26 protein-coding genes are annotated in these 24,806 nt (G+C 70.7%); 8 read left to right on the forward strand and 18 right to left on the reverse strand.

From position 1 onward, the window contains the following. Positions 1-53: 53 nt before the first annotated feature. Positions 54-1,319, reverse strand: coding sequence for an MFS transporter (locus EDF40_RS08110; RefSeq protein ID WP_123339139.1), 1,266 nt, complete (start codon positions 1,317-1,319; stop codon positions 54-56). 207 nt (positions 1,320-1,526) lie between these two features. On the opposite strand from EDF40_RS08110, the gene EDF40_RS08115 reads away from it, so the two are divergent. Continuing rightward, positions 1,527-2,573, forward strand: a complete 1,047-nt coding sequence (locus EDF40_RS08115; RefSeq protein WP_123339140.1) for an aldo/keto reductase — start codon at positions 1,527-1,529, stop codon at positions 2,571-2,573. An 8-nt stretch (positions 2,574-2,581) separates the two neighbouring features. On the opposite strand, the gene mgrA is transcribed toward EDF40_RS08115, so the two are convergent. Next, a complete protein-coding gene (gene mgrA / locus EDF40_RS08120) occupies positions 2,582-3,625 on the reverse strand; it encodes an L-glyceraldehyde 3-phosphate reductase (protein WP_123294639.1) in 1,044 nt (347 codons plus the stop codon). 88 nt (positions 3,626-3,713) lie between these two features. Here mgrA and EDF40_RS08125 point away from each other — a divergent pair, with 88 nt between their 5' ends. Then, positions 3,714-4,169, forward strand: a complete 456-nt coding sequence (locus EDF40_RS08125; RefSeq protein WP_123339141.1) for an iron chaperone — start codon at positions 3,714-3,716, stop codon at positions 4,167-4,169. A gap of 75 nt (positions 4,170-4,244) precedes the next feature. Here EDF40_RS08125 and EDF40_RS08130 read toward each other — a convergent pair whose 3' ends face one another. Further along, the gene (locus EDF40_RS08130; protein ID WP_123339142.1) at positions 4,245-5,090 is read right to left on the reverse strand and encodes a DUF4190 domain-containing protein; all 846 of its coding nucleotides are present in this window, start codon (positions 5,088-5,090) and stop codon (positions 4,245-4,247) included. A 268-nt stretch (positions 5,091-5,358) separates the two neighbouring features. Here EDF40_RS08130 and EDF40_RS08135 point away from each other — a divergent pair, with 268 nt between their 5' ends. Further along, a complete protein-coding gene (locus tag EDF40_RS08135) occupies positions 5,359-6,405 on the forward strand; it encodes a YdcF family protein (protein ID WP_123339143.1) in 1,047 nt (348 codons plus the stop codon). Positions 6,406-6,484: 79 nt separating this feature from the next. Continuing rightward, entirely contained in the window at positions 6,485-6,967 is a 483-nt protein-coding gene (gene soxR, locus EDF40_RS08140; protein ID WP_111085894.1) for a redox-sensitive transcriptional activator SoxR, read from the forward strand. Here soxR and EDF40_RS08145 read toward each other — a convergent pair. Further along, positions 6,964-7,404: a MarR family winged helix-turn-helix transcriptional regulator gene (locus tag EDF40_RS08145; RefSeq protein WP_260212612.1), complete on the reverse strand. Its 441-nt coding sequence runs from the start codon at positions 7,402-7,404 to the stop codon at positions 6,964-6,966. The two genes, soxR and EDF40_RS08145, sit on opposite strands and share 4 nt — an antisense overlap. A gap of 46 nt (positions 7,405-7,450) precedes the next feature. Here EDF40_RS08145 and EDF40_RS08150 point away from each other — a divergent pair, with 46 nt between their 5' ends. Continuing rightward, positions 7,451-8,692, forward strand: a complete 1,242-nt coding sequence (locus tag EDF40_RS08150; protein WP_123339144.1) for a multidrug effflux MFS transporter — start codon at positions 7,451-7,453, stop codon at positions 8,690-8,692. A gap of 81 nt (positions 8,693-8,773) precedes the next feature. On the opposite strand, the gene EDF40_RS08155 is transcribed toward EDF40_RS08150, so the two are convergent. Further along, positions 8,774-9,472 carry a phosphatase PAP2 family protein gene (locus tag EDF40_RS08155; protein WP_123339145.1) on the reverse strand — a complete coding sequence of 233 codons (699 nt, stop codon included), beginning with the start codon at positions 9,470-9,472 and terminating at the stop codon, positions 8,774-8,776. A gap of 89 nt (positions 9,473-9,561) precedes the next feature. Between EDF40_RS08155 and poxB the strand changes: the two genes are divergently transcribed. After that, complete coding sequence (poxB, locus tag EDF40_RS08160; RefSeq protein ID WP_123339146.1) at positions 9,562-11,286, forward strand: ubiquinone-dependent pyruvate dehydrogenase; 1,725 nt, start codon at positions 9,562-9,564, stop codon at positions 11,284-11,286. A 66-nt stretch (positions 11,287-11,352) separates the two neighbouring features. On the opposite strand, the gene EDF40_RS08165 is transcribed toward poxB, so the two are convergent. Further along, entirely contained in the window at positions 11,353-12,036 is a 684-nt protein-coding gene (locus EDF40_RS08165) for an SDR family NAD(P)-dependent oxidoreductase (RefSeq protein ID WP_123339147.1), read from the reverse strand. Positions 12,037-12,137: 101 nt separating this feature from the next. Here EDF40_RS08165 and EDF40_RS08170 point away from each other — a divergent pair, with 101 nt between their 5' ends. Beyond that, entirely contained in the window at positions 12,138-12,980 is an 843-nt protein-coding gene (locus tag EDF40_RS08170) for a helix-turn-helix transcriptional regulator (protein ID WP_123339148.1), read from the forward strand. Between the two features lie 10 nt (positions 12,981-12,990). Here EDF40_RS08170 and EDF40_RS08175 read toward each other — a convergent pair whose 3' ends face one another. From EDF40_RS08175 to EDF40_RS08185, 3 genes are all read right to left on the reverse strand, one after another. Then, positions 12,991-13,290, reverse strand: coding sequence for a Dabb family protein (locus EDF40_RS08175; RefSeq protein WP_185002904.1), 300 nt, complete (start codon positions 13,288-13,290; stop codon positions 12,991-12,993). A gap of 29 nt (positions 13,291-13,319) precedes the next feature. Continuing rightward, positions 13,320-14,207 (reverse strand): SDR family oxidoreductase, encoded by an 888-nt coding sequence (locus EDF40_RS08180; protein ID WP_123339150.1) that lies wholly within the window; start codon positions 14,205-14,207, stop codon positions 13,320-13,322. A gap of 121 nt (positions 14,208-14,328) precedes the next feature. Further along, complete coding sequence (locus tag EDF40_RS08185) at positions 14,329-15,060, reverse strand: trypsin-like serine protease (protein WP_123339151.1); 732 nt, start codon at positions 15,058-15,060, stop codon at positions 14,329-14,331. A 148-nt stretch (positions 15,061-15,208) separates the two neighbouring features. Between EDF40_RS08185 and EDF40_RS08190 the strand changes: the two genes are divergently transcribed. Continuing rightward, positions 15,209-15,691 (forward strand): hypothetical protein, encoded by a 483-nt coding sequence (locus EDF40_RS08190; protein ID WP_123339152.1) that lies wholly within the window; start codon positions 15,209-15,211, stop codon positions 15,689-15,691. Between the two features lie 16 nt (positions 15,692-15,707). On the opposite strand, the gene EDF40_RS19185 is transcribed toward EDF40_RS08190, so the two are convergent. The 9 genes from EDF40_RS19185 to EDF40_RS08235 all read right to left on the reverse strand — a co-directional run bounded on the left by EDF40_RS19185 (position 15,708) and on the right by EDF40_RS08235 (position 24,742). Continuing rightward, entirely contained in the window at positions 15,708-15,884 is a 177-nt protein-coding gene (locus EDF40_RS19185; protein WP_185002906.1) for a hypothetical protein, read from the reverse strand. A gap of 38 nt (positions 15,885-15,922) precedes the next feature. Beyond that, complete coding sequence (locus EDF40_RS08200; RefSeq protein ID WP_123339154.1) at positions 15,923-16,597, reverse strand: carboxypeptidase-like regulatory domain-containing protein; 675 nt, start codon at positions 16,595-16,597, stop codon at positions 15,923-15,925. 99 nt (positions 16,598-16,696) lie between these two features. Continuing rightward, positions 16,697-17,959 (reverse strand): type II toxin-antitoxin system HipA family toxin, encoded by a 1,263-nt coding sequence (locus tag EDF40_RS08205; RefSeq protein WP_185002908.1) that lies wholly within the window; start codon positions 17,957-17,959, stop codon positions 16,697-16,699. Further along, on the reverse strand, positions 17,952-18,173 hold the full coding sequence (locus EDF40_RS19190; RefSeq protein ID WP_185002910.1) for a helix-turn-helix domain-containing protein: 222 nt from the start codon (positions 18,171-18,173) through the stop codon (positions 17,952-17,954). The genes EDF40_RS08205 and EDF40_RS19190 overlap by 8 nt, the downstream gene beginning before the upstream one ends. 167 nt (positions 18,174-18,340) lie before the next feature. After that, positions 18,341-19,264 carry an ROK family protein gene (locus tag EDF40_RS08215; protein WP_221180455.1) on the reverse strand — a complete coding sequence of 308 codons (924 nt, stop codon included), beginning with the start codon at positions 19,262-19,264 and terminating at the stop codon, positions 18,341-18,343. Further along, complete coding sequence (locus EDF40_RS08220) at positions 19,261-21,003, reverse strand: ABC transporter ATP-binding protein (RefSeq protein ID WP_123339157.1); 1,743 nt, start codon at positions 21,001-21,003, stop codon at positions 19,261-19,263. The genes EDF40_RS08215 and EDF40_RS08220 overlap by 4 nt, the downstream gene beginning before the upstream one ends. After that, positions 21,003-21,896, reverse strand: coding sequence for an ABC transporter permease (locus EDF40_RS08225; protein ID WP_123339158.1), 894 nt, complete (start codon positions 21,894-21,896; stop codon positions 21,003-21,005). Before EDF40_RS08225 ends, EDF40_RS08220 begins: the two co-directional genes overlap by 1 nt. Continuing rightward, positions 21,893-22,852: an ABC transporter permease gene (locus tag EDF40_RS08230; protein ID WP_123339159.1), complete on the reverse strand. Its 960-nt coding sequence runs from the start codon at positions 22,850-22,852 to the stop codon at positions 21,893-21,895. Before EDF40_RS08230 ends, EDF40_RS08225 begins: the two co-directional genes overlap by 4 nt. 93 nt (positions 22,853-22,945) lie before the next feature. Further along, positions 22,946-24,742: a peptide ABC transporter substrate-binding protein gene (locus EDF40_RS08235; protein WP_123339160.1), complete on the reverse strand. Its 1,797-nt coding sequence runs from the start codon at positions 24,740-24,742 to the stop codon at positions 22,946-22,948. Between the last annotated feature and the right edge of the window lie 64 nt (positions 24,743-24,806).

A 24,806-nucleotide genomic window follows, 5' to 3' on the forward strand; every position in this document is an offset into this window, starting at 1 on the left:
GGCGACAGGGCTCGGACGCCGAGGAGACCGCGATCGGCCCGGTGCGATCTGCTTCAGGCGGCGGTACGGCGCCGCAGCAGCAGGTTGACGACGGCCGCCAGCACGACGACCGCTGCCGAGGCCGCGGGGAGCGCCATTGCGACGGACGTGCCGTGCTGCTCCGCCAGGTCGCCCGTGATGGCGGAGGCGATCGACTGCCCGACGATCACGGCGGACCCGAGGATCGTCATCGTGGTCGCGGACCGGCCGACCGGTGAACGGTCCGAACCGAGGCTGTACTGCGCGACGAGGGTCGGACCGATGCCGACGCCCATGATCGCCAGGACGATGCCGACCGCCACGACGGAGTCGGCCTGCGAGAACGCGATCGCGCCGCCGAGCAGGACGACACCGAACACGAGCCAGCGCCAGCCGAGACCGAACGACCGCGGGAACGCTGCGGACCCGAGGGCGAGTCCGGCCGAACCGATGCCCATCAGGCCGTAGAGCAGGCCGGCCTGGGACGCCTCGCCGTGGGTCTCCATGAACGCCGTCAGCGACGTCAGCGTCGAGCCGAAGAACAGGCCGATGCCGAGGATCCCGACGACCACGACGACGAGCCGCGGACGCAGGAGTTGGCGCGCCGGGGCCTGGGTCAGTTCCTCGTGCTGCCCGAGCACGAGCTTGCCGGTGGGGTGCAGCGCGAAGGCGGTCACGAACACGAAGGTCAGGGCCGAGGCACCGGCCACGGCGACCCAGGGGGCGATCGCGCTGGCGAGGATGCCGACCAGGAACGGGCCGATGATGAAGACGGTCTCGTCGGCGGCGGACTCGTACGCCATCGTGCCGCTGAGGGTCTTCTCGCGGCGGGCCGGCCGCATGCGCTGCGCGATGATGGCGACGAGCCGGGTACGGGACATCGGCGCGACCTGGGGAGCGGACGCCCCGATGCAGAACGCCATCGCGAGCACGGCCAGGTCCGGCGCGCTGCCGCTGACGACGAAGGGGAACGCGCCGAGCAGCGCCGCGTTGACGAGGCCGACGGGGACGAGCACGGCACGCTGGCCGAACCGGTCCGCGGCGGCGCCGACCATCGGTCCGAACACCGCGGCACCGATGCCGACCGAGGCGGAGTTGACGCCACCGAGGGCGACGGAGTCACGCGCGGCCACGACGAGGGTGAGGACCCCGACGACCATCATGGCGAACGGCAGGCGGGCGATGAACGCCACCGGGAAGTACCAGCGTCCGGCGAGGGAGACGAGCGAGGCGTCTGCGCCGGCCGCGGGGTCCGTTCGCTCCGGAGCGGGCGCCGACGGGGTGGGACTGGTGTGGAGCATGGGGGTGTGCCTTCTCGGCCCGGCCCGGTTCGGTGGGGGGCGGACCCATCGGGTGCCGCCGTTGTCCGCCGGGGAGCCGGCGGCCGGTAGATACACACTGCGTGTTTCAGAACTGCGCCCATCGTACCAACCGTTCCGGTCAGGGCCAGGGGTAACGCTTCGTCACCGGACCGTCCTGCGGCCCGCACGGCCCATATCGTGGCGCGCATGGAACAGCGACGCATGGGGCGCACGGGGGCGCCCGTCAGCTCGCTGACGCTCGGGACGCGTGCCGTCGCCGGCGTCGCGGCCCACGACCCGTCGGCCGGAGTGACCCTCGTGCTCGAGGCGCTCACCCGCGGCGTGACGTCGGTCGACGTCTCGGACGCCGACGGCGCGGGCCTGGCCGAGACCGCGGTGGGCGCAGCGATCGCCGGACGGCGCGAGGACGTGTTCCTGTCGGTGCGGTTCGGTGCCCCGGTCGACCAGGATCCGGCGCACCGCGGCAACGGGCGGCGGTGGATGTTCCGTGCCGTGGAGCGGAGCCTGCGGCGACTCGGCACCGACGTCATCGACCTGTACCAGCCGGCGCTGCCGGACCCGGCGACGTCGCTCGACGAGACGCTCGACGCCCTCGCCGACCTGGTGGCCCAGGGCAAGATCCGCGCGTTCGGCCTCCCCGGGTTCCCGGCCGAGGAACTCGTCGAGGCGCAGTGGCTCCGGTCCGGGTCGAAGAGCGCCACCGCGACGCACGTGCCCTACTCGATCCTCACCCGCACGGCGGAGCGCACGGTGTTCCCCGTCGCCCGTCGGTTCGGCCTCGGGGTCCTGGCCGGAGCGCCCCTCGCCGGCGGCTGGCTCGCGGGCACCTACCGCAACGGCACCGTCCAACCTCGTTCACCGCACGTCGACGAACAGCCGGACGCGTACGACATCGGCGCCCCGCGGAACCGTCGGAAGCTCGAGGTCGCCGACCGGCTCGGACGCCTGGCCGACGACTCCGGCTTCACGGTGTCGGAGCTCGCCGTCGCCTTCGCCCTGACCCACCCGGACGTGTCCTCGGTGGTGATCGGGCCCCGCACCGTGTCGCACGTCGATGCCTACGTGCAGGCGTCCGAGATAGTCCTCGACGACGGGCTGCTCGACGCGATCGACGCGATCGTCGCGCCGGGCACCCACGTGCTCGAACGGGACACCGGGTTCGCCCTGCCGGCGCTCAGCCGCGAGCGACTGCGCGGCCGCACCCCGGTGGCCGCCGGACCGAACCGCTCGTAGGGCCACGGTCAGGAGACCTCGCCGGCACGCGCTCCCGCCCACAGGTCGACGTCGGTGATGCCGACCGAGTGCTCGTCGATGGTGCGGAGCTCCTCGTCGGTGAACGAGGTGTTCGCCAGCGCCGCGACGTTGTCCTCGAGCTGCGACACCTTCGACGCCCCGATCACGAGCGAGGTCACCCGCTCGTCACGGAGCGCCCAAGCCAGGGCGAGCTGCGCCAGGGACTGTCCACGAGCGGCGGCGACGTCGTTCAGCGCTCGGAGGTGCCCGACGACCTCTGGGGTGATGCTCGAGGCGTCGAGCGACTTGCCGGCGGCGGCTCGGGAGTCCGAGGGCACCCCGTCCAGGTACTTGCCGGTGAGCAGGCCCTGCGCAAGCGCGGTGAACCCGATCACGCCGAAGCCGAGCTCGCCGGCGGCGTCGAGCAGTCCCTCGGTCTCGATCCAGCGGTTGAGCATCGAGTACGACGGCTGGTGGATGAGGAGCGGGGTGCCGAGGTCGCGCAGGATCGCGGCGGCCTGGCGGCTGCGTTCCGCGTCGTACGACGAGATGCCGACGTAGAGCGCCTTGCCCTGCTGGACCGCGGTGTGCAGCGCGCCCATCGTCTCCTCGAGCGGGGTCGAGGCGTCGAGTCGGTGCGAGTAGAAGACGTCGACGTAGTCGAGACCCGTCCGCTGCAGGGACTGGTCGAGCGAGGCCAGCACGTACTTCCGCGAACCGCCACCCTGACCGTAAGGCCCCGGCCACATGTCCCACCCGGCCTTGGTCGACACGACCATCTCGTCGCGGTACGGCCGGAAGTCCTCACGCATCAGGCGCCCGAAGTTCACCTCGGCGGCTCCGTACGGCGGGCCGTAGTTGTTCGCGAGGTCGTGGTGCGTGATCCCGAGGTCGAAGGCGCGACGGCTGATCGCGCGCTGCGTCTCGAACGGCACGTCGTCACCGAAGTTGTGCCAGTACCCCAGGGAGAGCAACGGCAGGTCGAGGCCCGAGCGGCCGGTGCGGCGGTACGTCATCGAGTCGTAGCGGTCGTCGCTGGCGATGTAGGTCATGGACCGAGCCTGCCACCGGCACCATCGGACGAGCGCAGCACGCGCGATCGGGTGCATGATCGTCGCACCGACACGGAAGGGCACGACCATGGCACGGACGACGAAGACCGAGGGCACCTTCACCGACGAGGAACGCGCGGCGATGCAGGAGCACGCCGCCGAGGTCAAACGCACTCGCGGCACGAAGGGCACCAAGGCGGAGAAGGCGGCAGCGGACGCCGCCGCCGTCGAGGCGAAGATCGCGGAGATGCCCCAGCCGGATCGCGGACTCGCGGAACGCATCCACCGCATCGCGCTCGAGGTCGCGCCCGACCTCGCGCCGAAGCTCTGGTACGGCATGCCCGCGTACTACAAGGACGGCAAGGCGGCGTTCTTCTTCCAGGACGCCGCGAAGTTCAAGGCCCGCTACGCGACGCTCGGGTTCCAGGACTCTGCCGCGCTCGACGACGGGACGTTCTGGCCGACGTCGTGGGCGATCACGCCGGAGTTCTCCGAGGCGGACGAGGCGACGGTCGCCGACCTGATCCGCCGCGCGGTCGCCTGACCCTGCAGCGCGGACGTCTGACCCACAGTAGAAGGAGGGCACGCAACCAGCCGCGGGCCCTCCCTATCAGAGGATCTACTGAGCGACCACGTTGGTGAAGTGTGCGATGAACTGGGGGGAGATCCCGTAGAACGTCTCTGTCAGGTTGCCCTTGCTCAGGCAGGATCCGTCCTCAGCTACCATCTGCGCGGTGAAGGTGACCTTCTGACCTTCCTTCATGGCGACGAGGTTGTTGAAGAATGGGGTCGACGGGTCGATCAACGTGTTGTCGACAGCGTCAGAGAATGCATTGTTCCACGTCTTGATCTCGACACCTGGAGCAATCTCGACAGTGACGTAGGCCTTGCCTTCGCCATTCGCACCGATCGTGGTGATCTTGCCGGACCAGTCAGTGGCCGTGGCATCGCCGAGGGTCGAGCAGAGCGCGGCATCGCGGTTCCGCAGCGCTTGTGAACGCTGCAGGTCCGTCAAGTCTCCGCCCAGCGAGTCGGCCGTCGCTTGGATGGCCTGCACGAAGGCCACCTCGTCGGCAGGGCCGGTTCCGTACTCGGATGTGTCGGCCGCGGGAGCGGCCTCCTTGGTCGGCTTGGCCGCGTCAGCGGTCGGCTTCGCAGGAGCGGCGGTCGGCTTCGATGTTGCAGAAGGCGACGCCGTCGTCTCGGCCGCGGTGGTGGCTCGCGCGCTGTCCACCCCGTCTGAGAAGCCCTCGGACACAGAACCCGCCGCGGCGGAGCTGACGGCGATGGCGACTACGAGAGCCGCACCACCCTCGATGAGGCCGGCGAGTGCCCGACCGTGCGGCAGCCCTCGCTTCCGAAGGCCGATGATTCCCAAGATGATCGCGGGAACTGCGAAAAGCCACGCTGCGAAGGACAGACCTGGGATGACGGCCATCAAAGCAGCCACGATCCCCAGCACCATCGCGGTCGTGCCCAGACCGTTCTTCGCTGTTCCGGTCGGGGGCGGCGTGAAGGAGTTGAACGGGGGCGGGGGCCCGGCGGGGCCCGGGGCGTACGGCTGCGGCGGAGGAGGGACAGAACTCATACGATCATCATCACGATCTGAGAATTATTTGCGTATCCCCAGAGATGGGGCGATCAGGGCGGAGGGCGAGCAGCCGGCCGAGTCAGATTTCGACGGGCTCAGGCCGGTACCGTGAGCGCATGACCGTGCTCTGTTCGGCCGACCGATGACCGCCGTGGGGGTGCCGGCCTGCTTCGCGCTGGTCTTCGTCCTGCTGTACGCCCTGGGACGGCGCCGTGACCCGCGGATGCTCCGGAACGGCGTGTTCCTGACGGCCGCCGCGTTCTTCGCGCTCGCGACGGCCGTGACCGCACTGACGCTCGTGGTCCCCGGGTTCAGCCTGGTCGTCGGCACCGTGCTGCTGCTCGTCCCGCTCGCGGTGGCCGTCCTCGGTGTGGCGCTCATCGCGAACGGGTTCCGGATGCTCCGATCCGAGGGACGCAGTCTCGGCAACACGCTGTCACTGGTCGCCGGGGTGCTCGTGTTCGTGCTGCCGGCGGTGGCGATCGCGCTGTTCGTGTCCGCCAGCGGCGAGGGCTTCACGCTCTGGGACGGCACCCGGATCGCGGTCGCCGTGCTGATGGTGTTCGTGTGCGGGTACTTCGCCGTGTCACTCGTCGCGTTCGCCGTGTACTCCGTCGTCTACGGCCGGATGCGTCACGGCACCGTGCCGGACACGATCGTCGTCCTCGGTTCCGGGCTGATCCGCGGTGAGGTGCCGCCCCTGCTCCGCAGCCGCCTCGACCGCGCACTCGTCGTGTACCGCGCCGAACGGGCCGCCGGGCGTCGGCCGCTGCTGATCCCCTCCGGCGGGCAGGGCGACGACGAACCGCGCGCCGAGGGCACCGCGATGGCGGAGTACCTGCTGGCGAACGGGGCGGACCCCGACGACGTCCGGCCCGAGACCGAGTCCCGCAACACCCGCGAGAACCTGCGGTTCTCCCGCGCCGTGCAGGCCGAGGCCGGGCGCGACGGTCAGGTCGTCGTGGTCACGAACGACTACCACGTGCTCCGCGCCGCCACCCTGGCCCGCCGGCTCGGCCTGCCGGCACAGGTGGTCGGCTCGCCGACGGCGCCGTACTACGTGCCGAGTGCGTTCCTGCGCGAGTTCGTCGCGGTGGTCGTCGAACACCGCTGGCTCAACGTGGTGGCGTGCACGCCGTTCGTCCTGTTCACCGCGTTCCTGCTCTGGGAGTCGTTCCAGCAGCGGTAGGCGCGACCGACGGACGGACTGGAGGCCCGTGGCGGGCCCGCCCCGCGCCTCCAGTCCGACCCGCCGTAAGATCTCGACCATGGTCGAGATCCAGCCGCCGCGTCCGACCGACCTGCTCCCGATCGGCGAGATCGTCCGACGCACCGGCGTCGCCGCGTCGGCCCTGCACTTCTACGAGCGCAAGGGCCTGATCCGCCCCGAGCGCACCGACGGCGGTACCCGGATGTACCCGCGGCACGTCGAACGACGGATCGCGATCATCCAGGTGGCGAAGCGCCTCGGCATCCCGCTCAGCGAGGTCGCCGAGCAGTTCGGCACGCTGCCGGCCGACCGGATGCCGTCCCTGCGCGACTGGAACCGGCTGAACGAGCGGTGGCGTGCGCGACTCCGGGCCCGCCAGCTGGAACTCGAGCGGCTGCAGCAGGAGATGACGCAGTGCATCGGGTGCGGCTGCGTCTCGCTCGGGGCGTGCTCGGTCGTGAACCCGGGCGACACGCTCGGCGACGAAGGCCACGGCGCTCGGCGGCTGCTGCCGATCGAGGACGACGCCCCGCAGGACTAGACCCCGCGGAGCCCCTCGTCGATCCGGTCGAGCAGCGCGAGCGCCCCGGGCAACCCGGCGTCGTCGTCGCCGAGCGCGTCGCGGAGCTTGCCGGCCCAGTGCGCGCGGAGGCGTCCGATGCTCTCCCGTGCCACGTCGGTCGAGTGCAGCTGCACGGTCCGCGCATCGTCCGGGTCCTGCCGACGTTCGACCATCCCCTTCTCCACCAGGGACCGCAGCGCGACGCTGAGGTTGCTGCGCTTGAGTGCCGTCGCCTCGGCCGTCGTGCTCGGCGAGGTGCCGGGGTTGCGGTCGACCCAGCGCATCACGAGCGCTTCGGTCCCGGTGAGCGGCACGATGTCGAGCGCCCCGGCACCGTGCGGGTCGATCTCCCGCGAGATCCGCAGCACGACGTCGGCGAGGTCGGCGAGGACGTGGTCGGACACGGCGGAGTGCATGTCCGTACTGTACCGAGGATCGGCAATGAGTTATGCTTTCATAACAATGACCACGGACACCGGAACCATCCGCGCGCACGCCGCGACACCCACGACCAGGCAGCAGGGCATCACGACGCCGCTGCTGCTGGTGCTCGGCCTGCTCAGCGCCGTCGCCCCCTTCGCCACCGACCTGTACCTGCCGGCGTTCCCGCAGATGACCACCGAGCTCGGTGCGAGCGCCACCACCGTGCAGCTCACGCTGACCGCGTTCCTGGTCGGCGTCACGGCCGGCCAGCTCGTCTTCGGCCCACTATCCGACCGGTTCGGCCGCGTGCCGCCGCTCATCGCCGGCGCGGCACTGTGCGTCCTCGCGAGCGTCGCCGCCGTGTTCGCACCGAACATCGGCGTGCTCATCGCAGCTCGACTCCTGCAGGGCCTGGGCGGTGCGGCCGGCATGGTGATCAGCCGTGCGGTCATCTCCGACCTGGCGACCGGCAAGCCCGCAGCCCGCGCGTTCTCGCTCATGATGATCGTCGGCGGGGTCGCCCCCGTCGTCGCTCCGCTGCTCGGTGGTCTGCTCACCGGTCCGATCGGCTGGCGCGGCCTGCTGTCGATCGTCCTCGGTCTGTCCGTGGTCATGCTCGTCGCGGTGCTCGCCGTCATCCGTGAGACCCACCTGAAGGCGCACCGCGACGTGCTGCGCGAGGAGCGGAAGGGCTCCGGTTCGCCGCTCCGTGCACTGCGCTCCCGCACCTTCCTCGGCTACATCGCCGTGTTCGGCTTCGCGTTCGCCGTGATGATGGCCTACATCTCGGCCTCGCCGTTCCTGTACCAGGACATGATCGGGCTCGGCACCGTCGGCTACGGCCTGGCGTTCGGGCTGAACGCGCTGGCCCTGATGGGTGTGAGCATCGTGTCCGCCAAGCTCACCGAGACGCGTTCGGTCACGGGCGTGCTGTCGCTCGGCATCGCCCTGGTGTTCGCCTCGACGGTCGCGTTCGCGCTGCTCGTCGTCTTCGCGGCGCCGGTGTTCTGGCTCGCGGTCCCGCTGTTCACTGCGGTCGGCTCGCTCGGCCTGGTGCTCGGCAACGCCACGGCGCTGGCGCTCGGTGCGGTCCCCGCCGCTGCCGGCAGCGCATCGGCCGTGCTCGGTGCGCTGCAGTTCGGGCTCGCGGCGCTGGTGTCCCCGCTCGTCAGCATCGGCGGCTCGGTGACGGCGGCACCGCTGGCGATCGTGATGCTCGCGTCCGCCGTGGTGGCCGTCGTGGCGCTGCTCGTCGCCCGGGGTCGCACCCGCCTGGCCTGACCCGGTCGGGGCCGACCCGGAACGACATCATCGACGTCGCACGACAACCAGGACGTCGGCCCGAGTCGGCAGCCCCGTCGACTACCGCGCCCGCAGGAACGGGATCCGCGGCATGAGCCAGTCGACCCACACCACCCGCACCCCCGGGGCCACGGCGAGCGCCCACAGGATCGAGGCCACCGCGTCGGTCGGGTAGTGCACCGCGTCGATCGACACCGAGAAGAACACCACCACGATCGCGACGACCCCGAGCGTCAGCGCGAGTCGGTGCCACCGGGTCTCGCGCAGCAGCCAGATCAGCGCGATGACGAACGCCGTGATGTAGACGGTGTGCCCGCTCGGGTACCCGGGGTCGGGCTGCACCGGGAACGGGTGCGGCAGCACGGCGACGTCGGGCCTGGCGCGGTGGACGATCTCCTTCACGACCGCGGACGGCACCCACGTGATGGCGATCGTGCCGCCGAAGGCCAGGGCCGTGCGGAGACTCCGGGTGCGCCACCAGATCACGGCCACGACGACGACGGTGATCCCGATCGCCGGACCGGGACTGATGACGTGGTAGACGGCGGTGGTGAACGCCCCGATCGCGCCGGTGTGCAGGGCGTTCAGGGCCTTCGACAGTCCGAGGTCGACCGTGCCGAGGGCGAACCCGACGAGCGTGATGACGACCACGGCGATGACCGCGATCGCGACGGAGACGAGCGGGTAGGGCGACGGCTCGAGGATCCCGGCGCCGTCGGACTCCGGTCGGCGGGGGCGGAGCAGCGGCGCATCGGTCATCCGACCATCGTCCCAGCCCGGACTCCGACCACGGGTCCGGCGAGCCTCTGAAAGCACTCAGCGCAGCCGCCCGCGAGTAGACAGGAGGCATGCCAACCGTTGCCGAGAACATCGTCGCCACCCTCCGCAAGAACGACGTCGCCCGCGTCTACGGCCTGCCGGGGGACTCCCTCAACGGCTTCACCGACGCCCTGCGCAAGGACGGCACGATCCGGTGGGAGCACGTCCGCCACGAGGAGGCCGCTGCGTTCGCCGCGAGCGCCGAGGCCGAACTGACCGGCGAGCTCGCGGTCTGCGCCGGCAGCTGCGGTCCCGGCAACCTGCACCTCATCAACGGCCTGTTCGACGCCAACCGGTCGCGCGTCCCGGTCCTCGCGATCGCCGCGCACATCCCCACCGCCGAGATCGGCTCCGGCTACTTCCAGGAGACCCACCCGCAGGAGCTGTTCCGCGAGTGCTCGGTCTACGTCGAGTACGTCGCCGACCCGACCCAGATGCCCCGCCTGCTCGAGATCGCGATGCGCGAAGCCGTCGAGAAGCGTGGGGTCGCGGTGCTCGTGATCCCCGGCGACGTCCTGCTCGCCGAGGCGAAGGACGACCGCACCACCCGCATCGAGCGCACGACGCCGCGCATCGTGCCGAGTGAGGCCGAGCTGCTCCGCACCGCCGAGCTGCTGAACGGCGCCGACAAGGTCACGATCCTGGCCGGCGCCGGTGTCGTTGGGGCCCACGACGAGGTCATCGCGCTGGCCGAACGGCTGCAGGCCCCGATCGTGCACGCCCTGCGGGGCAAGGAGCACATCGAGTGGGACAACCCCTACGACGTCGGCATGACGGGCCTGCTCGGCTTCGCGTCCGGGTACCGCGCGATGGAGGACGCCGACGTCGTGCTCATGCTCGGCACCGACTTCCCGTACCAGCAGTTCTTCCCCGCCAAGGCGAAGCACGTGCAGGTCGACATCCGCGGGTCGCAGCTCGGCCGACGACACCCCGTCGACATCGGCCTGGTCGGCACCGTCAAGGACACCGCCCTCGCGCTCATCCCGCTGCTGACCGGTTCGCACCCGACGAAGCACCTCGAGGAATCGCTGAAGCGCTACCGGAAGACCCGCGAGAAGCTCGACGACCTGGCCGTCCCCGCCGGCAAGAAGAAGCCCCTGCACCCGCAGTACGTCGCCCGGGTGCTCGACCGGATCGCCGCGCAGGACGCCGTGTTCATCCCGGACGTCGGCTCCCCCGTGGTGTGGGCATCGCGCTACCTCACGATGAACGGCAAGCGTCGTCTGATCGGCTCGTTCGTGCACGGCACGATGGCGAACGCCGTCCCGCAGGCGATCGGTGCGCAGACGGCGTTCCCGGACCGCCAGGTGATCGCGCTCGCGGGTGACGGCGGGCTGACGATGCTGCTCGGCGAGCTCATCACGATCGTGCAGAACAAACTGCCCGTGAAGATCGTCGTGTTCGACAACTCGTCGCTGAACTTCGTGGAGCTCGAGATGAAGGCCGCCGGGTTCGTGAACTACGGCACCGAGCTGCAGAACCCGGACTTCGCCGCGGTCGCCGAGGCGATCGGCATCAAGGGCTTCAAGGTCGACGTGTCCGACGACTTCGAGGACGCGATGGCCGCCGCGCTCGCGCACGACGGCCCCGCGCTCGTGTCCGTCCGCGCGAACCGGCAGGAGCTGTCGATGCCCCCGGCGGTCACGCTCGAGCAGGCGAAGGGCTTCACGCTCTACGCCATCCGCACGGTGCTGTCCGGTCGCGGCGACGAGCTGCTGGACCTCGCGTCGACCAACGCGCGACAGCTGCTGTAGACGCGACCGCACGGCGGACGGGAGGCACGGTGCCAGCTGGCACCGTGCCTCCCGTCCGTCACGACGTCACCACCCGAGCGGCTGGCCGTCCTCCAGGAACACGCCGGTCGGGCCCTCCGGGCCCACGCTCGCGGCGGCTGCGACGGTCGCCGCGCTCACCTCGACGGGGCGACCGTGCGGGTTCGGCACCCCGCCGAGCTCGGTCGCCGTGTAGCCGGGCTCGAGGACGACGAAGCGCACCTCGGGTGCGATGCGGGCGTACTGCACCGTGAGCATCGAGACGGCCGACTTGCTCGCGCCGTAGACCGCGGCCTGCACGGTCGACGCCGCGCTGTCCGGGTCGTGGACCGCCGTGAACGAGCCGAGCGCGCTCCCGACGTTGACGACGAGGGGGCTGGCCGATCGGCGCAGGATCGGCAACGCGGCCTCGGTCGTGCGGACGATGCCGACGGCGTTCGTGTCGAAGACGGCGAGCGCGTCCGGCCCGTTCAGACCCCACATCGCGATGCCGGCGTTGTTGACCAGGACGTCCAGGCCGCCGTTCGCGTCGATGTGCGCGAAGGCTGCGGCGACCGAGTCGTCGTCGCGGACGTCGAGCTGGACGGAGCGTGCGCCGATCTCGGCGGCGACGGCCGCTCCCTGGTCGGCGTCGCGAGCGCCGATCCAGACGGTGTGGCCGGCTGCGACGAGCTGGCGGGCGGTTTCCTTGCCGAGGCCACGGGTGGCGCCGGTGATGAGTGTCGTTGTCATGGGTCCAGCGTCGCGCCGGTCGTCCGTCGCAGGGAGTCGCCCGGTTGTCGTAGGACTGGTGGGGCCAGGACGGGGCCGCGACGTGCGCGCAGACTGGGGGCATGGCGGACACGGACTTCGGGCACACCCTGCGACGGCTCCGCGACCACGTCACCCCCGCGGCCGCCGGCATGGCCGTCGGGCCGCGGCGTCGCGCGGCGGGACTGCGGCGTGAGGAACTCGCGGGCCTCGCGGGGATCTCCGCCGATTACCTGACGCGCTTGGAACAGGGTCGCGCGACGTCGCCGTCCGCCCAGGTGGTCGAGGCGCTGACGCGTGCCCTCCGGGTCTCGGACGCCGAACGCGAGCTGTTGTACCGGCTCGCCGGGCACGCGGCCCCGGGCGCGGACGTCGTGCCGTCGCGGATCCCGCCGAGCGTGCAACGGCTGCTCGACCGGCTGGCGGACACCCCGGTCGCGGTGCTCGACGCCGCCGGGAACCTGCTCGTGACCAACGCTCCGCACGAAGCCCTGATGGGACCGATCGGCGGGATTCGCGGGAACGAACGCAACACCGCCTGGCGGCACCTGGTCGGCGCGGGGAGCCGTGCCGTGCACACGCCCGCGGAACAGGCGGCGTTCGAGGAGAACCTGGTCGCCGGACTCCGCATGACCGCGGCCCGCTACCCGCTCGACCGGCAGTTGCAGCAGCTCGTGCGGGACCTGCGGGCGGCGAGCCCGCGGTTCGTCGAGCTGTGGGACTCGGGTGCGACGACCCTGGGCGAGACGGCCCGTCGCAAGGTGATCGACCACCCCGACGTCGGGCTCATCACGCTCGACTGCGACACCCTGGTGGTCGGGCCGGAGGACCTGCGGATCCTGGCGTACACGGCGGTGCCGGGGTCGGTGGACGCCGAGCGGTTGGCGCTGGCGATCGTGCTCGGGACGCAGTCGTTGGTGGAGTGAGCTCGTCCGGCTACGCGGCGTCCTCGACGTCGAACACCACGACCCGGGCACTCGCACCACCGATGAACTCCGCCACCGGCCGGTGCTCCGGGTGCGGCAGGTACCCGGCGAGCGCTGCCCGATCGCGGAACCGCACCACGAGCATCCAGTGGAACCCGCCCTCGAGCCCCTCGGTGCTCACGCTCGTCCCCGACTGCACGGACTCGACACCGTCGATCCGCGGCAGGTGCTCGCGCGACAGGGCGTCGGCCTCGGACGACCGGTCCGCTCCGTCCCACTCGACCAGCACGGTGTGCGTCACTCCTGACACGTGGTCTCCTTCGTCTGTCACGACGCCGATCAGAACGCGGGCGTTCCGCCGGCGATCGTGATCGTGGACCCGGACTGGTAGCTCGACTCCGGGCTCACCAGGTGCACGTACGCGGCACCGAGCTCAGCGGGCTGTCCGGGGCGGCCGAACGGCGAGGTCTCGCCGAAGTGCGACACCGTCTCGGCGTCGTCGGAGCCCGGCTGCAGCGGCGTCCACACCGGCCCGGGGGCGACGGAGTTCACGCGGATGCCCTTGGGTGCGAGCTGCTGGGCGACGGCCTCGGTGAAGAGCTTGATCGCGCCCTTCGACACGGCGTAGTCGATCTTGTCGGCCGAGGGCGTCGACGCCTGGATCGAACCGGTCGTCACGATGGTGGAGCCCGGCTCGAGGTGCGGCACCGCTGCCTTGGTCAGCCAGAACAGCGAGTAGATGTTGGTCTTGAACGTCGAGTCGAACATCGACGTGTCGAGGGTCAGGATGTCCTCGTTGCTGTCCATGCGGCCGGCGACCATGACCAGGGTGTCGAGACCGCCGAACTCGTCGACGCCCTTCTGCACCAGGTCCGTGCAGTACTGCTCGTCGGAGATGTCCCCGGGGAAGAGCACGGCGCGACGTCCCTCGGACTCGAGCAGGTCGCGGACCTCTTCGGCGTCCTCCTGCTCGTCCGGCAGGTAGGACAGCACCAGGTCGGCACCCTCACGCGAGAGGGCGATGGCGGCGGCGCGACCGATGCCGGAGTCGGCGCCGGTGATGATGCCGCGGTAGCCGGTGAGGCGTTCCCGGCCGACGTAGCTCTCCTCGCCGTGGTCGGGCTTCGGGTCCATCTTCCACGCGGCACCGGGCAGCGACTGCTCCTGCTTCGGGTACGGCGGTGCCGGGTAGAGGGTGTTCGGGTCGCGCTTGTCGTACTGGCTCATGCGTTCCACTGTCGTCGTCGCGCGTGGACGCGCGTTCAGCCGCTGCGGTCCTGGGACACGGCTGGTGACGGACGGGAGGCCCGTGGCGGCGTCGCCACGGGCCTCCCGTCCGCCACGTGGTTCAGACGCCGGCCGTGGTCCGGATCCAGGACGAGGCCTGCGACAGCAGGGCGTAGTTCGAGCCGGCCTTGGTGTCGGCGCCGGGGTCGGCACTGTCGCCGGTGGAGCAGACGGCGACGACCTTGCCGTTCACGAGCAGCGGGCCGCCGGAGTCGCCGTGGTTCGAGGCGCCGGTCACGCCGGTGAGGTGCTGCGCACGACCGCTGTACGCATCGGTGCTCGCACCGGTGAGCGAGACGGTGGCCTGGTAGAGGCCGTCGGACTGGGTCGCGTTCGCGCGCAGGCCGTAGCCCTGGATGGTGCCGGTCCCGCTCGACTTGGCGGTCGCGGTGAGGTCGAGCGGGGCGTAGGTGGACAGCGAGTAGGCGGTCCGCAGGTGCACGAGCGCGATGTCACCCGCGGGCGAGGCACTGACGCGGTCGACGGCGACGGCGGTGCCCCGGTTGGTGGTGGAGTTGGAGTGGTAGACGTTCATCGCACCGATGCCGTCCATGCAGTGGCGGGCGGTGAGGATCCACGAGGCGTTGATCTGCTCGCCGGTGCAGTTGCTGACGTAACCCGACGGGATGGAGCCGCCCGACGCTTCGAGCTGGACCGCCCACGAGGTGGTGGGGGCCTTCTCGCCACCGACGACCTTCGTGCTGGCCGGCAGTGCCGAAGCGGGTGACGCGGCGAACACACCCGCGGTGATGACGGCCGCGGCGGCGAACGCGGCTGCGATGGACTTCTTCATGACGACTCCTCTGTCGGGGGAAGCACCTGACCCGTTGCGCTGTGCAACTAGGCAGCATCCTGACCCTCGTTCGGGGGCCGCGCCAGTCCGCACTTCGGCGGACGGGGCCGCCCTAGGATCGTGTCGACCGGGAAACCGAAGGAGCGACATGAGCACGAACACCGCGCGGAGGACGCGCCCGAACGTCGTCACCATCGCGTCCGGCATCTGGTGCGCCGTGGTGCTCGTCCGCCTCGGGTTCCTGGTCGTCGCGGTGGTGCACACCGGCGGCGGGCTCGCCGTCGCACTGGTCGGCGCGTTCATCGGCCTCGCCTTCGCGGCCTTGTTCGTCTGGCTGGCGATCCGGATGGCCCGCGGATCGGCGTCCGCACGGCTCTGGCTCGCGATCGTCGCCGGCTTCGCCGTGGTGAACACCGTGGTCGGGCTCGTGCTCGGCGCGGGGGCCGCAGGCTTCCTCTACCCGATCGCCCTCGTCGCCGCGACGGTCCTGAGCTACCTGCCGTCCACGCGAGGGTTCTTCCCGAAGACCGAGCGCCGCGATCGCCCCGCCGAACCCCGCACGATCGGGTGGGACCCGGCGACCGGTGAGCGGATCACCGAGCCGGCCCCCACCGACGGACGCGCCGGCTGACGGATCAGCGACCCCGTCAGCGGGTGCTCCAGAACGAGATCGACCGACTCTCGTCGCGGATGACGATCGTGTGCGACGCCGCACGGTCCGCGACGGGCCGGTTGCCCTCGCCGCCGTACCAGTACGAGACGTACCGGCGCTGGCTCGGCGACCAGCCGACGACCTCGACCTTGTAGCGTCCGGGGCTCAGCACCGCGCCGAAGGTCCCGCCTCGACCGGGTGACCAGTAGCTCAGGTGTGTGTCGAACGTGCTGCCGATCGACTCGCCGTACACGTGGACCGTGGCGCCGGTGAAGTCGGTGCCCACGACTCGCCGCGGAGCGCCGGCCACGAGTCGAGTGTCTCGTCGTGCGCGTTGACCTGCACGCTGTAGTCGTCGCTCGGCAGTCCGTGCACCCAGTAGTGGCCGTCGGGCGAGGTGACGGTGCGCCGCACGGTGCCGGTGTTCCAACCGCGGACCACGACCGCTGCACCGGACAGGTCCGCGCCGTACGGGTTGTGGGCCGTGCCGCCGATCGAGGCACCCCGTCGCACCACCAGCACGACGGTCTCCTGCCTGCCGGCACTGACCACGACACCGGTGCGCTCCGCCGGGATGACGTCGTCGAAGCCGTACGAGCCCTCGCGCTCACCGTGCAGCGTCCTGGTGCCGGCCGGGACCGCATCGAACGTCATCCGGCCGCGGCGGTCGCTCGTCGCCGAGTCCGCCGTGCCGCCGTCCGGGGTGCGGAGGTCGACGACCACGCCCTCCATCGCGAGCGGACGCTTCTCCGGATCGGTCAGCATGACGGTGAGCGCGCCGTCGTCCGGAGCGGCCACCGCCGCGGTGACCGGCGCGACCAGCACACCGATCAGTGTCAGTGCGGTCGTGATCCCGACCGACGTGCGTCGTCGTCGTACCGTCATGGTGTGCCCCTGACCCCCTGGTGCGGGGTCGCCCCTGGCCCCGGTGCAGTGGAGCGTAGCGGCGTGTGGCCGCGGGCGCACGGACGGGGCCCGCAGCCATCACCAGCCGCGCTGCGCAGCGTTCTTCGCCACTGCGTCGGCGAGCTCCTGTGCGAACGGCTCGTCCACAGCGCTCGCGGCCTGTGCGAAGGCAGCAGCCACGTTCGACGTGATGTGACGGTACCGCTCGGATGTCTCGTCCGGTGCGAGGTCGAGCGCCTTCCCGAGCTCGCGGAACTGCGCGCTCCCGATCCCGTCGAATCGGTACTCGTTGCCGATGGACATCGCAGCGCGCAACGCGCTCCCGTCCGCCGACGGGTACGCGGCATGCGATCCGAGGTCGTAGAGGGGCGCCAGTCGGACGGAGGACCCGTCGAGGAGCAACGAGTAGTTCTTCGCGTGCGCGTCAGTGCCGAGCATCGCGACGTTCAGCACCAGCGCGTCGAAGAACTGTCGTTGCGCTGCGCTTCGTTCCGCCGGCTTCGTGATGGCACTCCGGAGGAGCGCAGCGATCTGCTTCACCGACGGGCCGCCCTCCTCCTGGTACTTGCGGACCGGGTAGACCGACAGCGCCTGGCACATGTCTTCTTGGTGGAGCCGTCGCCAGTGCCCACTGGCGTCGCGGGCACGGTCGTACCGTCTGCTGACGAAGACCCGTGTCCCGGCCGAGGTGCGCAGGAGCTCGTGGTCCGCAACGTGCAGCCCGAGCAGCCGTGCGGCTTCCATCGACACGAACTCGTTCACGTCGTGATCAGGTAGCGCCGCGATCACCGGCTTGAGGATGTGCGTCGTCGGGGTCGAGTCCTGCGGCACTCCCCACGTGCCGTCGTCGAAGCGGAAGAGGGCAGCCTTGCTCTGCGCGCCGGCGAGCGACCATCGCCCGGCGTTCTTCGTTCCGCCCCAGGAACCGGGGTTGCGCGCGAGCGCATCCAGCAACGTGGAGAAGTCGTCGTCGGTGAGCCGCTGCACATCCCCCCGCCGAACGGCGGCGTCCGTCGATGCCACGTCCGGTGGAAGGAGCTGGACCGCGCCGGCGGCGTCCCGACCGACGCGCTCGAGCAGCCGGAACGGGTTCTCCGAGACGCGGTTCTCGGAAGCGAGTTCGTGAAGCCGTTCCGGGCTGTCGGGCAGGAGCCCGGCGAGGAAGGGGCCGGCGGACTTCGCTGCCCACGTGCGCCGTCCGGTTCGCATCGACAGCGACAGCGGGGTGGCGGACGGGCGGGAACGGTAGGCCTCGTCGTACGTGAAGGTGGTGTTGCCGGTGGCGTTCATCTCGAAGGCACCGACCGGCTCGCCGTCGAGGAACGCGCGGAGCTCACTCATCCGCAGCCGCAGCCTCTGCGTCGAGGACCAAGCCGAGCACGGTGAGCGCATCGAGAGCGAGTCGGAGCTGCGCGGTGCCCTTGCCATTCTCGAACTCGTTCACCCACCGGCGACTCACACCCATGCGCTGCGCCAGCTCCCCCTGGGACCACCCGAGCTCCACCCGGCGCTCGTGGACGGCATCGCCCAGCGCCAGGACACTGTCTACACGCACGGGACACCTCCGGAGTAACTGATCGCGGCAGCTCAACTGTAACCGATCGATTACACAGTCGTACTGTAATCGATCGATTACACAGTCGCACTGTAACCGATCGCTTACACCTGACTGATGTAACCGATCGATGACAGCCTCCACTCGGAGATCGCTCGCGCGAAGCCCTAGACCGACTCGGCCTCCGGCACCAACGCCCGCACCTGCGACGCGGCACCGAGCGCCACGGCGTCCGACCCGAGGGTCGACTGCGCCAGCCGGATCGTCGCGCCGCTCACCGGGGGCTCGGCCGCGATCGCCGCGGTGATGGCCGGTTCGAGCAGGTCCCACGACCGCGCGATGCCGCCGCCGATCACGATCGTCGTGACGTCGAGGATCCCCGCGGTGAGCAGGGCGGCGCGCGCCAGTCCCCAGCCCGCGGCCTCGAAGACGGCAGCGGCGTCCGTGTCACCAGCACGCGCGGCGACCGCGACGTCGCGCGCCGACAGCCGCCGGCCGGACCGTTCGGCGTACCGGTCGGCGATGCCCCGCGCGCCCGCGATGGTCTCGAGGTGCCCGATCTGTCCACAGGTGCAGGTCGCGTCGCCGAAGCCCGGCACGTGGCCGATCTCACCGGCGGCACCGCGCGGCCCCGCGAACAGCCGTCCGCCGAGCACGAACGCACCGCCGACCCCGGTGCCGAGGGTCATCCCGAGCACGTCGGACTCCCCCGCGACGGCACCCGTGGCGATCTCGCCGAGCAGGAACGCGTTCACGTCGTTGTCGAGCGTCGCCGGCACACCGAGGGCGTCGTTGACCGCGCGGGTCACACCGTAACCGGCCCAGCCGGTGAACGAGTTGCCCGTGACCAGGACGGTGCCCGTGGCCGCGTCGACCACGCCGGCCGCGCCCACCCCGACACCCGTCAAGGAGGCCCGGTGCCGGACGAGCAGGCCCGTCACCGCCCCGACGGCGGCCGTCACGATCGCCGCCCCGCCCGCGTGGGCGGGCGTCGGCAGGTCGACGCGGTCGATGACCTCGAGGTCCGGGGTCGTCAGCACGACCTTGGTGTTCGTGCCGCCGACGTCGACGCCGGCGATCACCCGGGTCACGCGGTCACCGCCGCGAGCGAGGCGAGACGCTCCGTCCGACGCTGCCGTTGCAGGACGGGGTCCGGCACGGGTACGGCGGCGAGCAGGCGTCGCGTGTAGTCGGTGGTGGGGTGGAGCAGCGTCGTGCCGGTGGTGCCCTGTTCCTCGACGACGCCCTGGCGCATCACCACGACGCGCTCGGCGAAGTGCTGCACCACGGCCAGGTCGTGCGAGACGAACAGGCACGCGAACCCCAGGTCGTCCTGCAGTTCACCGAGGACCTCGAGCACGGTCTCCTGCACACTGACGTCGAGCGCCGAGGTCGGTTCGTCGGCGACGAGCAACCGCGGCTCGAGCACCAGGGCACGGGCGAGCGAGACCCGCTGGCGCTGGCCGCCGGAGAGTTCGCGGGGTGCACGCGATGCGAGCGACCGCGGCAACCGGACGGCGTCGAGCACCTCGTCGATCCGCCGACGACGGTCCGCCGACGACATCCCACGGCGGTGCACGGCGAGCGGTTCGGCGATGCACTCCGCCACGGACATCCGGGCGTCGAGCGAGGCCACCGGGTCCTGCAGCACGACGCCGATGCCGGACCGGAGCGCCCGACGGTCGCGACCACGGGCGCTGCGCAGGTCCTGCCCGAACAGCGACACCGTGCCGGACGTCGGCGTGATGAGCCCGAGCGCCACCCGGGCCGCGGTGGACTTGCCGGAGCCGGACTCGCCGACCAGGCCGACCGTCTCGCCCGCGTGCACGGCGATGTCGATCCCCTGCAACGCGTGGACGGCGCGCGCCCCGCGCCCGAACGTCACCGTGACGTCCCGCAGGTCGACCACCGGGGCCGCACCGGGCCTCCCGGCCGCCGCACCCGACGTCCTCAGCTCGGAAGACGCCGGCGTCTGCGCATCACGCCCCCGAATCCGGAGGCGTCTCGCCGACTCGGCGGCGTCGGATGACGACGCCGGCGTCTCGAGCCGCGGCACCGCGGCGAGCAGCCGCTTCGTGTACTCGTGCTCCGGACGGAGCAGGACGTCCTCGACGCTGCCGGTCTCGACGATCTCCCCCTGCAGCATGACCGCGACGCGGTCTGCGAAGTCCGCGACGACGCCCATGTTGTGCGTCACGAGCAGCACGCCCGTGCCGGTGTCGACGGCGAGCTTCCGGAGCAGTTCGAGGATCTCGGCCTGCACGGTCACGTCGAGGGCGGTCGTCGGCTCGTCCGCGATGAGCAGCTCCGGCGAGTTCGCGATCGCCATCGCGATCACCACGCGCTGGCGTTGCCCACCCGACAGCTGGAACGGGAACGACCGGGCCCGCTGCTCCGGCGACGGGATCCCGACGCGACGGAGCAGGTCGACGGCCTCGGCCGCGGCCTGCACGGCGGTGACCGTTCGGTGGTTCCGGATCACCTCGGCGATCTGCGCGCCGACCCGGGTGAGCGGGTCGAGGGCCGTCGCGGGCTCCTGGAAGACCATCGACACCGTCGAGCCCCGCAGGGCACGGAGCGACGGTTCGGGAGCGCCCACCACCTGGTGCCCGGCGACGAGCGCGCTGCCCGTCGCCGTCGCGTTGCCGGAGAGCAGCCCCATCGCGGCGAGCGCCACCGTGGACTTGCCGGAGCCGGACTCGCCGACCAGGGCGAGCGTCTCGCCCGGCGCGACCGACAGGGACACACCCCGGACGGCCGACACGGTGCCGGACTCGGTGCTGAACGAGACGCCGAGGTCGGTCGTCCGCAGGATCGGTTCGGTGGTCATCAGCGGCCCCTCACGTCGAAGGCGTCCCGGAGTCCGTCGCCCACGGCGTTGAAGGCGCAGACGATCAGGATCACGGCCAGACCCGGCGGCACGATGAGCCACCAGTGTCCGGAGTACGCGGCGGTGAGTCCCGCCGAGAGCATGCCGCCCCAGTCCGTCGCGGGCGGCTGCACGCCGAGCCCGAGGTACGAGACGTAGGCGACGAGCAGGATCGCGTCGGCGACCTGGAAGGTCGCGGCGACGACGATCGTGGACACCGAGTTCGGCAGCAGGTGCTTGCCGATCGCGCGGGCGTGCGAGCCGCCGATCGCACGCAGGGTGAGCACGTAGTCTCGGTTCTTCAGCGTCAGGGTCTCGGCGCGGATCAGGCGGGACGGCACCAGCCACGACACCAGCCCGAGGATCAGGATGAGCCCGGCGACACCGGGGGTCGTGATGGCCGAGATGACGAGCAGGATGAACAGCGCCGGGATCGCGATGCCCGCGTCGACGACGCGCATCATCAGCGCGTCGACCCAGCCGCCGACGTAGCCCGCGACGGAACCCCACAGGGTGCCGACGACGGTGGCCAGGACCCCGGCGGCGATGCCGACCATGAGCGAGACCTTGCCGCCGTACATCAGCCGGCCGAGCACGTCGTGGCCGACGGCGTCGGTACCGAGCCAGTGCGCCGCGCTCGGACCCTGGTTGGCCTGCTCGAGCAGGGTGTGGGTCTGGTCGGTCGGGTACAGGAACGGCCCGACGAAGCAGAACAGGACGATGACGACGATCACGGCCAGGCCGATCGCGGCGAGCGTGTTGCCGCGGAACCGGCGGGCGGCGAGCCGGAACCCGGTGGCCGCGACGGTGACGGGGGCGCCCGGTGCTTCGGGTGCCAGTTGTACGGCGCTCATGCGCGGTTCGCCTTCACTCGCGGATCGATGAGGGACTGGGCGACGTCGGCGAGCAGGGTGCCGATGACGGTCGCGATGGAGATGACGAGGACGCAGCCGAGCAGCGTCGGGTAGTCCGACGACTGCGCCGCGTTCCAGAACAGGAGCCCCATGCCGGGGTAGTTGAACAGCTGCTCCGTGACGAGGGCGCCGCCGAACAGCACGGGCAGGTAGTAGCCGAGCATCGCGACGACGGGCGTCAGCGAGTTCCGGAACACGTGCCGGCGCAGGATCGTCATCGTCGAGGCGCCACCGGCGCGGGCGGTGCGGACGTAGTCCTCCTGCAGGTTCTCGAGGGTCGAGGCCCGCATGTAGCGGCTGAACACGGCGATCATCGCGAGCGCTCCGGTGACGACCGGCAGGACGAGCCCGGCCGGGTCCTGGAACACCTCGGCGAGCGTGGTGCCGCTCGGCGCCTGCGACGGCAGCCACGGCAGTTGCTGGCTGAACACGATGATCAGGATGAGGCCGAGGAAGAAGGCCGGCGTCGAGTAGAAGACGAAGGCCAGCGCGGTGGCGGCGTAGTCGACCGCGCCGTTGCGGCGGGCGGCCTGGAGCATGCCGACCGGGATCGCGACGACGAGGCCGAGGACGGCGGAGATGCCGGTGAGGACGAGGGTCTTCGGCAGGCGTTCGGCGATGAGCTGCGACACCGGCTCGTTGAGCGTGTACGAGGTGCCGAGGTCACCGCTGAGCAGACGGCCGAGGAACCGCAGGTACTGCACCGGCAGGGCCTGGTCGAGTCCCTGCGCCTGGTTGAAGGCGGTGATCTGCGCGGGCGTCGCGGAGACGCCGAGGACACCGCGGGCGGGTCCGCCGGGCAGCGCGTGCAGCAGGCAGAACACCACGATCGTGACGATGAGGATCACCGCGAGCGCCTGCAGGACGCGCCTGGTGAGGTAGAGAGCTGTGGTCATGCGGCTTCCGATGGTCGGATTGGAGACGTGCGAGGGACGGGAGGCGCGGTGCGCGTCGGACGCGCACCGCGCCTCCCGTCCGTGGTCACGGTCTTACTTGTTCCACTTCCACTGGGCCGGGTGGAAGTTGGCGAGCGAGTCCTGGTCGAAGCCGGACAGGCCCTTCTTGACGACCGAGATCTGGTAGTCGGGGCTCGGCAGCCAGATCACCGGCAGGTCCTTCGCGACCGCTGCGCTGTAGTCCTGCACGGCGGTGGCGTCGGTCGAGGTGGTGGTCGCGTCGATGAGGTCGTCGACCTGCTTGTTCGAGTAGCTGCCGAAGTTCGCCGAACCACCGGTCGAGAAGAGCGACTCACCGGTCGGGTAGGCCGGGAAGTACCAGCTGCCCGCGGTGCCGAAGAACGACAGGTCCCAGTCACAGCTGGCCTCGTCGCTCGTGCAGGTCGGGGTCTGCGAGAGCACGCTCGACACCGGCGCGGTCTTGATCGTGAAGCCGATGCCGGTCTTCGCGAGCGAGGACTGGATCGCGCTCATCATGTTGTCGGTCACGGTCGAGCCGGACTGCGACAGCACGCCCATGGTGAACTTCGTGCCGTCCTTCACGCCCTCGCCGCACTGGCTGGCCGACGTGCCGGGGTCGGTGCAGACCATCGTGCCGCCCTGCTCCTCCCAGCCGTGGCTGGTCAGCAGGTCCTTGGCCTTCGACGTGCTGAACGGGTACGGGTTGTCCTTCTGCACGTCGGAGACGTAGTCGGACTCCTGCGCCTGCGGGATCGGGCCGTAGGTCGAGGTGGCGGTGCCGTTGAAGACGACCTTCGACAGGGACTTCTGGTCGATCGACATCTGCACGGCCTGGCGGGCGTACAGCTGCTTGAAGACGGCGCCCATGTCCGGGTTGTTGAAGTTGTACGGCATGTAGGTGATGGCCCAGCCGGTCCACGGCTCGACCTCGTAGCCCTTCGCCGTGAACGAGGACTCCTGGTCCATGTCCGTGGCGTTGATGTAGCCGTAGTCGACCTCGCCGGAGCGGACCGCGTTCACCTCGGCGTCGGCCGTCGTGAACGGCAGCAGGTTGACGGTCGTGATCGAGGGCTTCTCGCCACCGTCGTACTTCGTGTTCGCGGTGAGGGTGACCTTGCCGGCGGTGGTGAACGCCTTGACGCCGTACGGACCGGAGATGGTCTTCCACAGGTCGTCGGTGGCGTAGTCCGAGATCTTGCCAGCCGCGGTGTTCAGGTACTTCCAGACCTGCTTCGCGCCGGCCGTGGTCTCGTCGGCGTCGGTGACCTTCGCGCTCGCGCTCGTCTTGTCCCAGGCGTGCTGCGGCAGCGGGATGATGTGGCTCAGCTGGTTGGCGAGCATCCAGTCCGAGTTGTACGCCTTGTCGAACGTGATCGTGAAGTGGGTGTCGTCGACGGTCTTGAACGAGGTCCAGTTGTCCGGCGCCTTGCCCTCCGAGTACGAGCCCCACTGGTCCTTGTTGGCCTTGATCAGGTTGAACCAGAACTCGACGTCGCGGCTCGTGATCGCCTCGCCGTCGGACCAGTGCCGGTCACCGAGGGTGATCTCGACGCTCTTGCCGTCGTCGGCGAACTCCGCGTCCGTGGCGACGGACCCGTCCTTGTTCCACGCGATCTTGCCGGTGGAGCCGTCGTACGCGACGAGCGGCTCGTACAACGACTGCGCGATGGAGCCGTTGTTCGTGTTGAGGTGCGCGGCGGTGCCGATCGGCAGGATCCAGTTGGGCGTGAAGTTCGCAGGAAGGGCGTAGTCGATCTCGTCCGGATTCGCGTTCGAGGTGGCGGAACCACCCCCGGAACATCCGGCGAGCAGGGCGCTCACGGCGATCGCTGCTCCGGTGAGGAGCGCCCAGCGGCGGGGCTTGGTCATGTGTGTCTCCTGGTGCGTGGGAGTTCTGGGGAGGTGGAGCACGCGTGCCGAGCGGCACGGACAC

The organism is Curtobacterium sp. PhB170 (assembly GCF_003752345.1).
Classification (GTDB): domain Bacteria; phylum Actinomycetota; class Actinomycetes; order Actinomycetales; family Microbacteriaceae; genus Curtobacterium.

Bases quoted from the DNA above. Each gene is read 5' to 3' on its own strand.
- EDF40_RS08110 (WP_123339139.1), bottom strand. From the start codon at position 1,319: ATGCTCCACACCAGTCCCACCCCGTCGGCGCCCGCTCCGGAGCGAACG.
- EDF40_RS08115 (WP_123339140.1), top strand. From the start codon at position 1,527: ATGGAACAGCGACGCATGGGGCGCACGGGGGCGCCCGTCAGCTCGCTG.
- mgrA (WP_123294639.1), bottom strand. From the start codon at position 3,625: ATGACCTACATCGCCAGCGACGACCGCTACGACTCGATGACGTACCGC.
- EDF40_RS08125 (WP_123339141.1), top strand. From the start codon at position 3,714: ATGGCACGGACGACGAAGACCGAGGGCACCTTCACCGACGAGGAACGC.
- EDF40_RS08130 (WP_123339142.1), bottom strand. From the start codon at position 5,090: ATGGTGCTGGGGATCGTGGCTGCTTTGATGGCCGTCATCCCAGGTCTG.
- EDF40_RS08135 (WP_123339143.1), top strand. From the start codon at position 5,359: ATGACCGCCGTGGGGGTGCCGGCCTGCTTCGCGCTGGTCTTCGTCCTG.
- soxR (WP_111085894.1), top strand. From the start codon at position 6,485: ATGGTCGAGATCCAGCCGCCGCGTCCGACCGACCTGCTCCCGATCGGC.
- EDF40_RS08145 (WP_260212612.1), bottom strand. From the start codon at position 7,404: ATGCACTCCGCCGTGTCCGACCACGTCCTCGCCGACCTCGCCGACGTC.
- EDF40_RS08150 (WP_123339144.1), top strand. From the start codon at position 7,451: ATGACCACGGACACCGGAACCATCCGCGCGCACGCCGCGACACCCACG.
- EDF40_RS08155 (WP_123339145.1), bottom strand. From the start codon at position 9,472: ATGACCGATGCGCCGCTGCTCCGCCCCCGCCGACCGGAGTCCGACGGC.
- poxB (WP_123339146.1), top strand. From the start codon at position 9,562: ATGCCAACCGTTGCCGAGAACATCGTCGCCACCCTCCGCAAGAACGAC.
- EDF40_RS08165 (WP_123339147.1), bottom strand. From the start codon at position 12,036: ATGACAACGACACTCATCACCGGCGCCACCCGTGGCCTCGGCAAGGAA.
- EDF40_RS08170 (WP_123339148.1), top strand. From the start codon at position 12,138: ATGGCGGACACGGACTTCGGGCACACCCTGCGACGGCTCCGCGACCAC.
- EDF40_RS08180 (WP_123339150.1), bottom strand. From the start codon at position 14,207: ATGAGCCAGTACGACAAGCGCGACCCGAACACCCTCTACCCGGCACCG.
- EDF40_RS08185 (WP_123339151.1), bottom strand. From the start codon at position 15,060: ATGAAGAAGTCCATCGCAGCCGCGTTCGCCGCCGCGGCCGTCATCACC.
- EDF40_RS08190 (WP_123339152.1), top strand. From the start codon at position 15,209: ATGAGCACGAACACCGCGCGGAGGACGCGCCCGAACGTCGTCACCATC.
- EDF40_RS08200 (WP_123339154.1), bottom strand. From the start codon at position 16,597: ATGACGGTACGACGACGACGCACGTCGGTCGGGATCACGACCGCACTG.
- EDF40_RS08205 (WP_185002908.1), bottom strand. From the start codon at position 17,959: ATGAGTGAGCTCCGCGCGTTCCTCGACGGCGAGCCGGTCGGTGCCTTC.
- EDF40_RS08220 (WP_123339157.1), bottom strand. From the start codon at position 21,003: ATGACCACCGAACCGATCCTGCGGACGACCGACCTCGGCGTCTCGTTC.
- EDF40_RS08225 (WP_123339158.1), bottom strand. From the start codon at position 21,896: ATGAGCGCCGTACAACTGGCACCCGAAGCACCGGGCGCCCCCGTCACC.
- EDF40_RS08230 (WP_123339159.1), bottom strand. From the start codon at position 22,852: ATGACCACAGCTCTCTACCTCACCAGGCGCGTCCTGCAGGCGCTCGCG.
- EDF40_RS08235 (WP_123339160.1), bottom strand. From the start codon at position 24,742: ATGACCAAGCCCCGCCGCTGGGCGCTCCTCACCGGAGCAGCGATCGCC.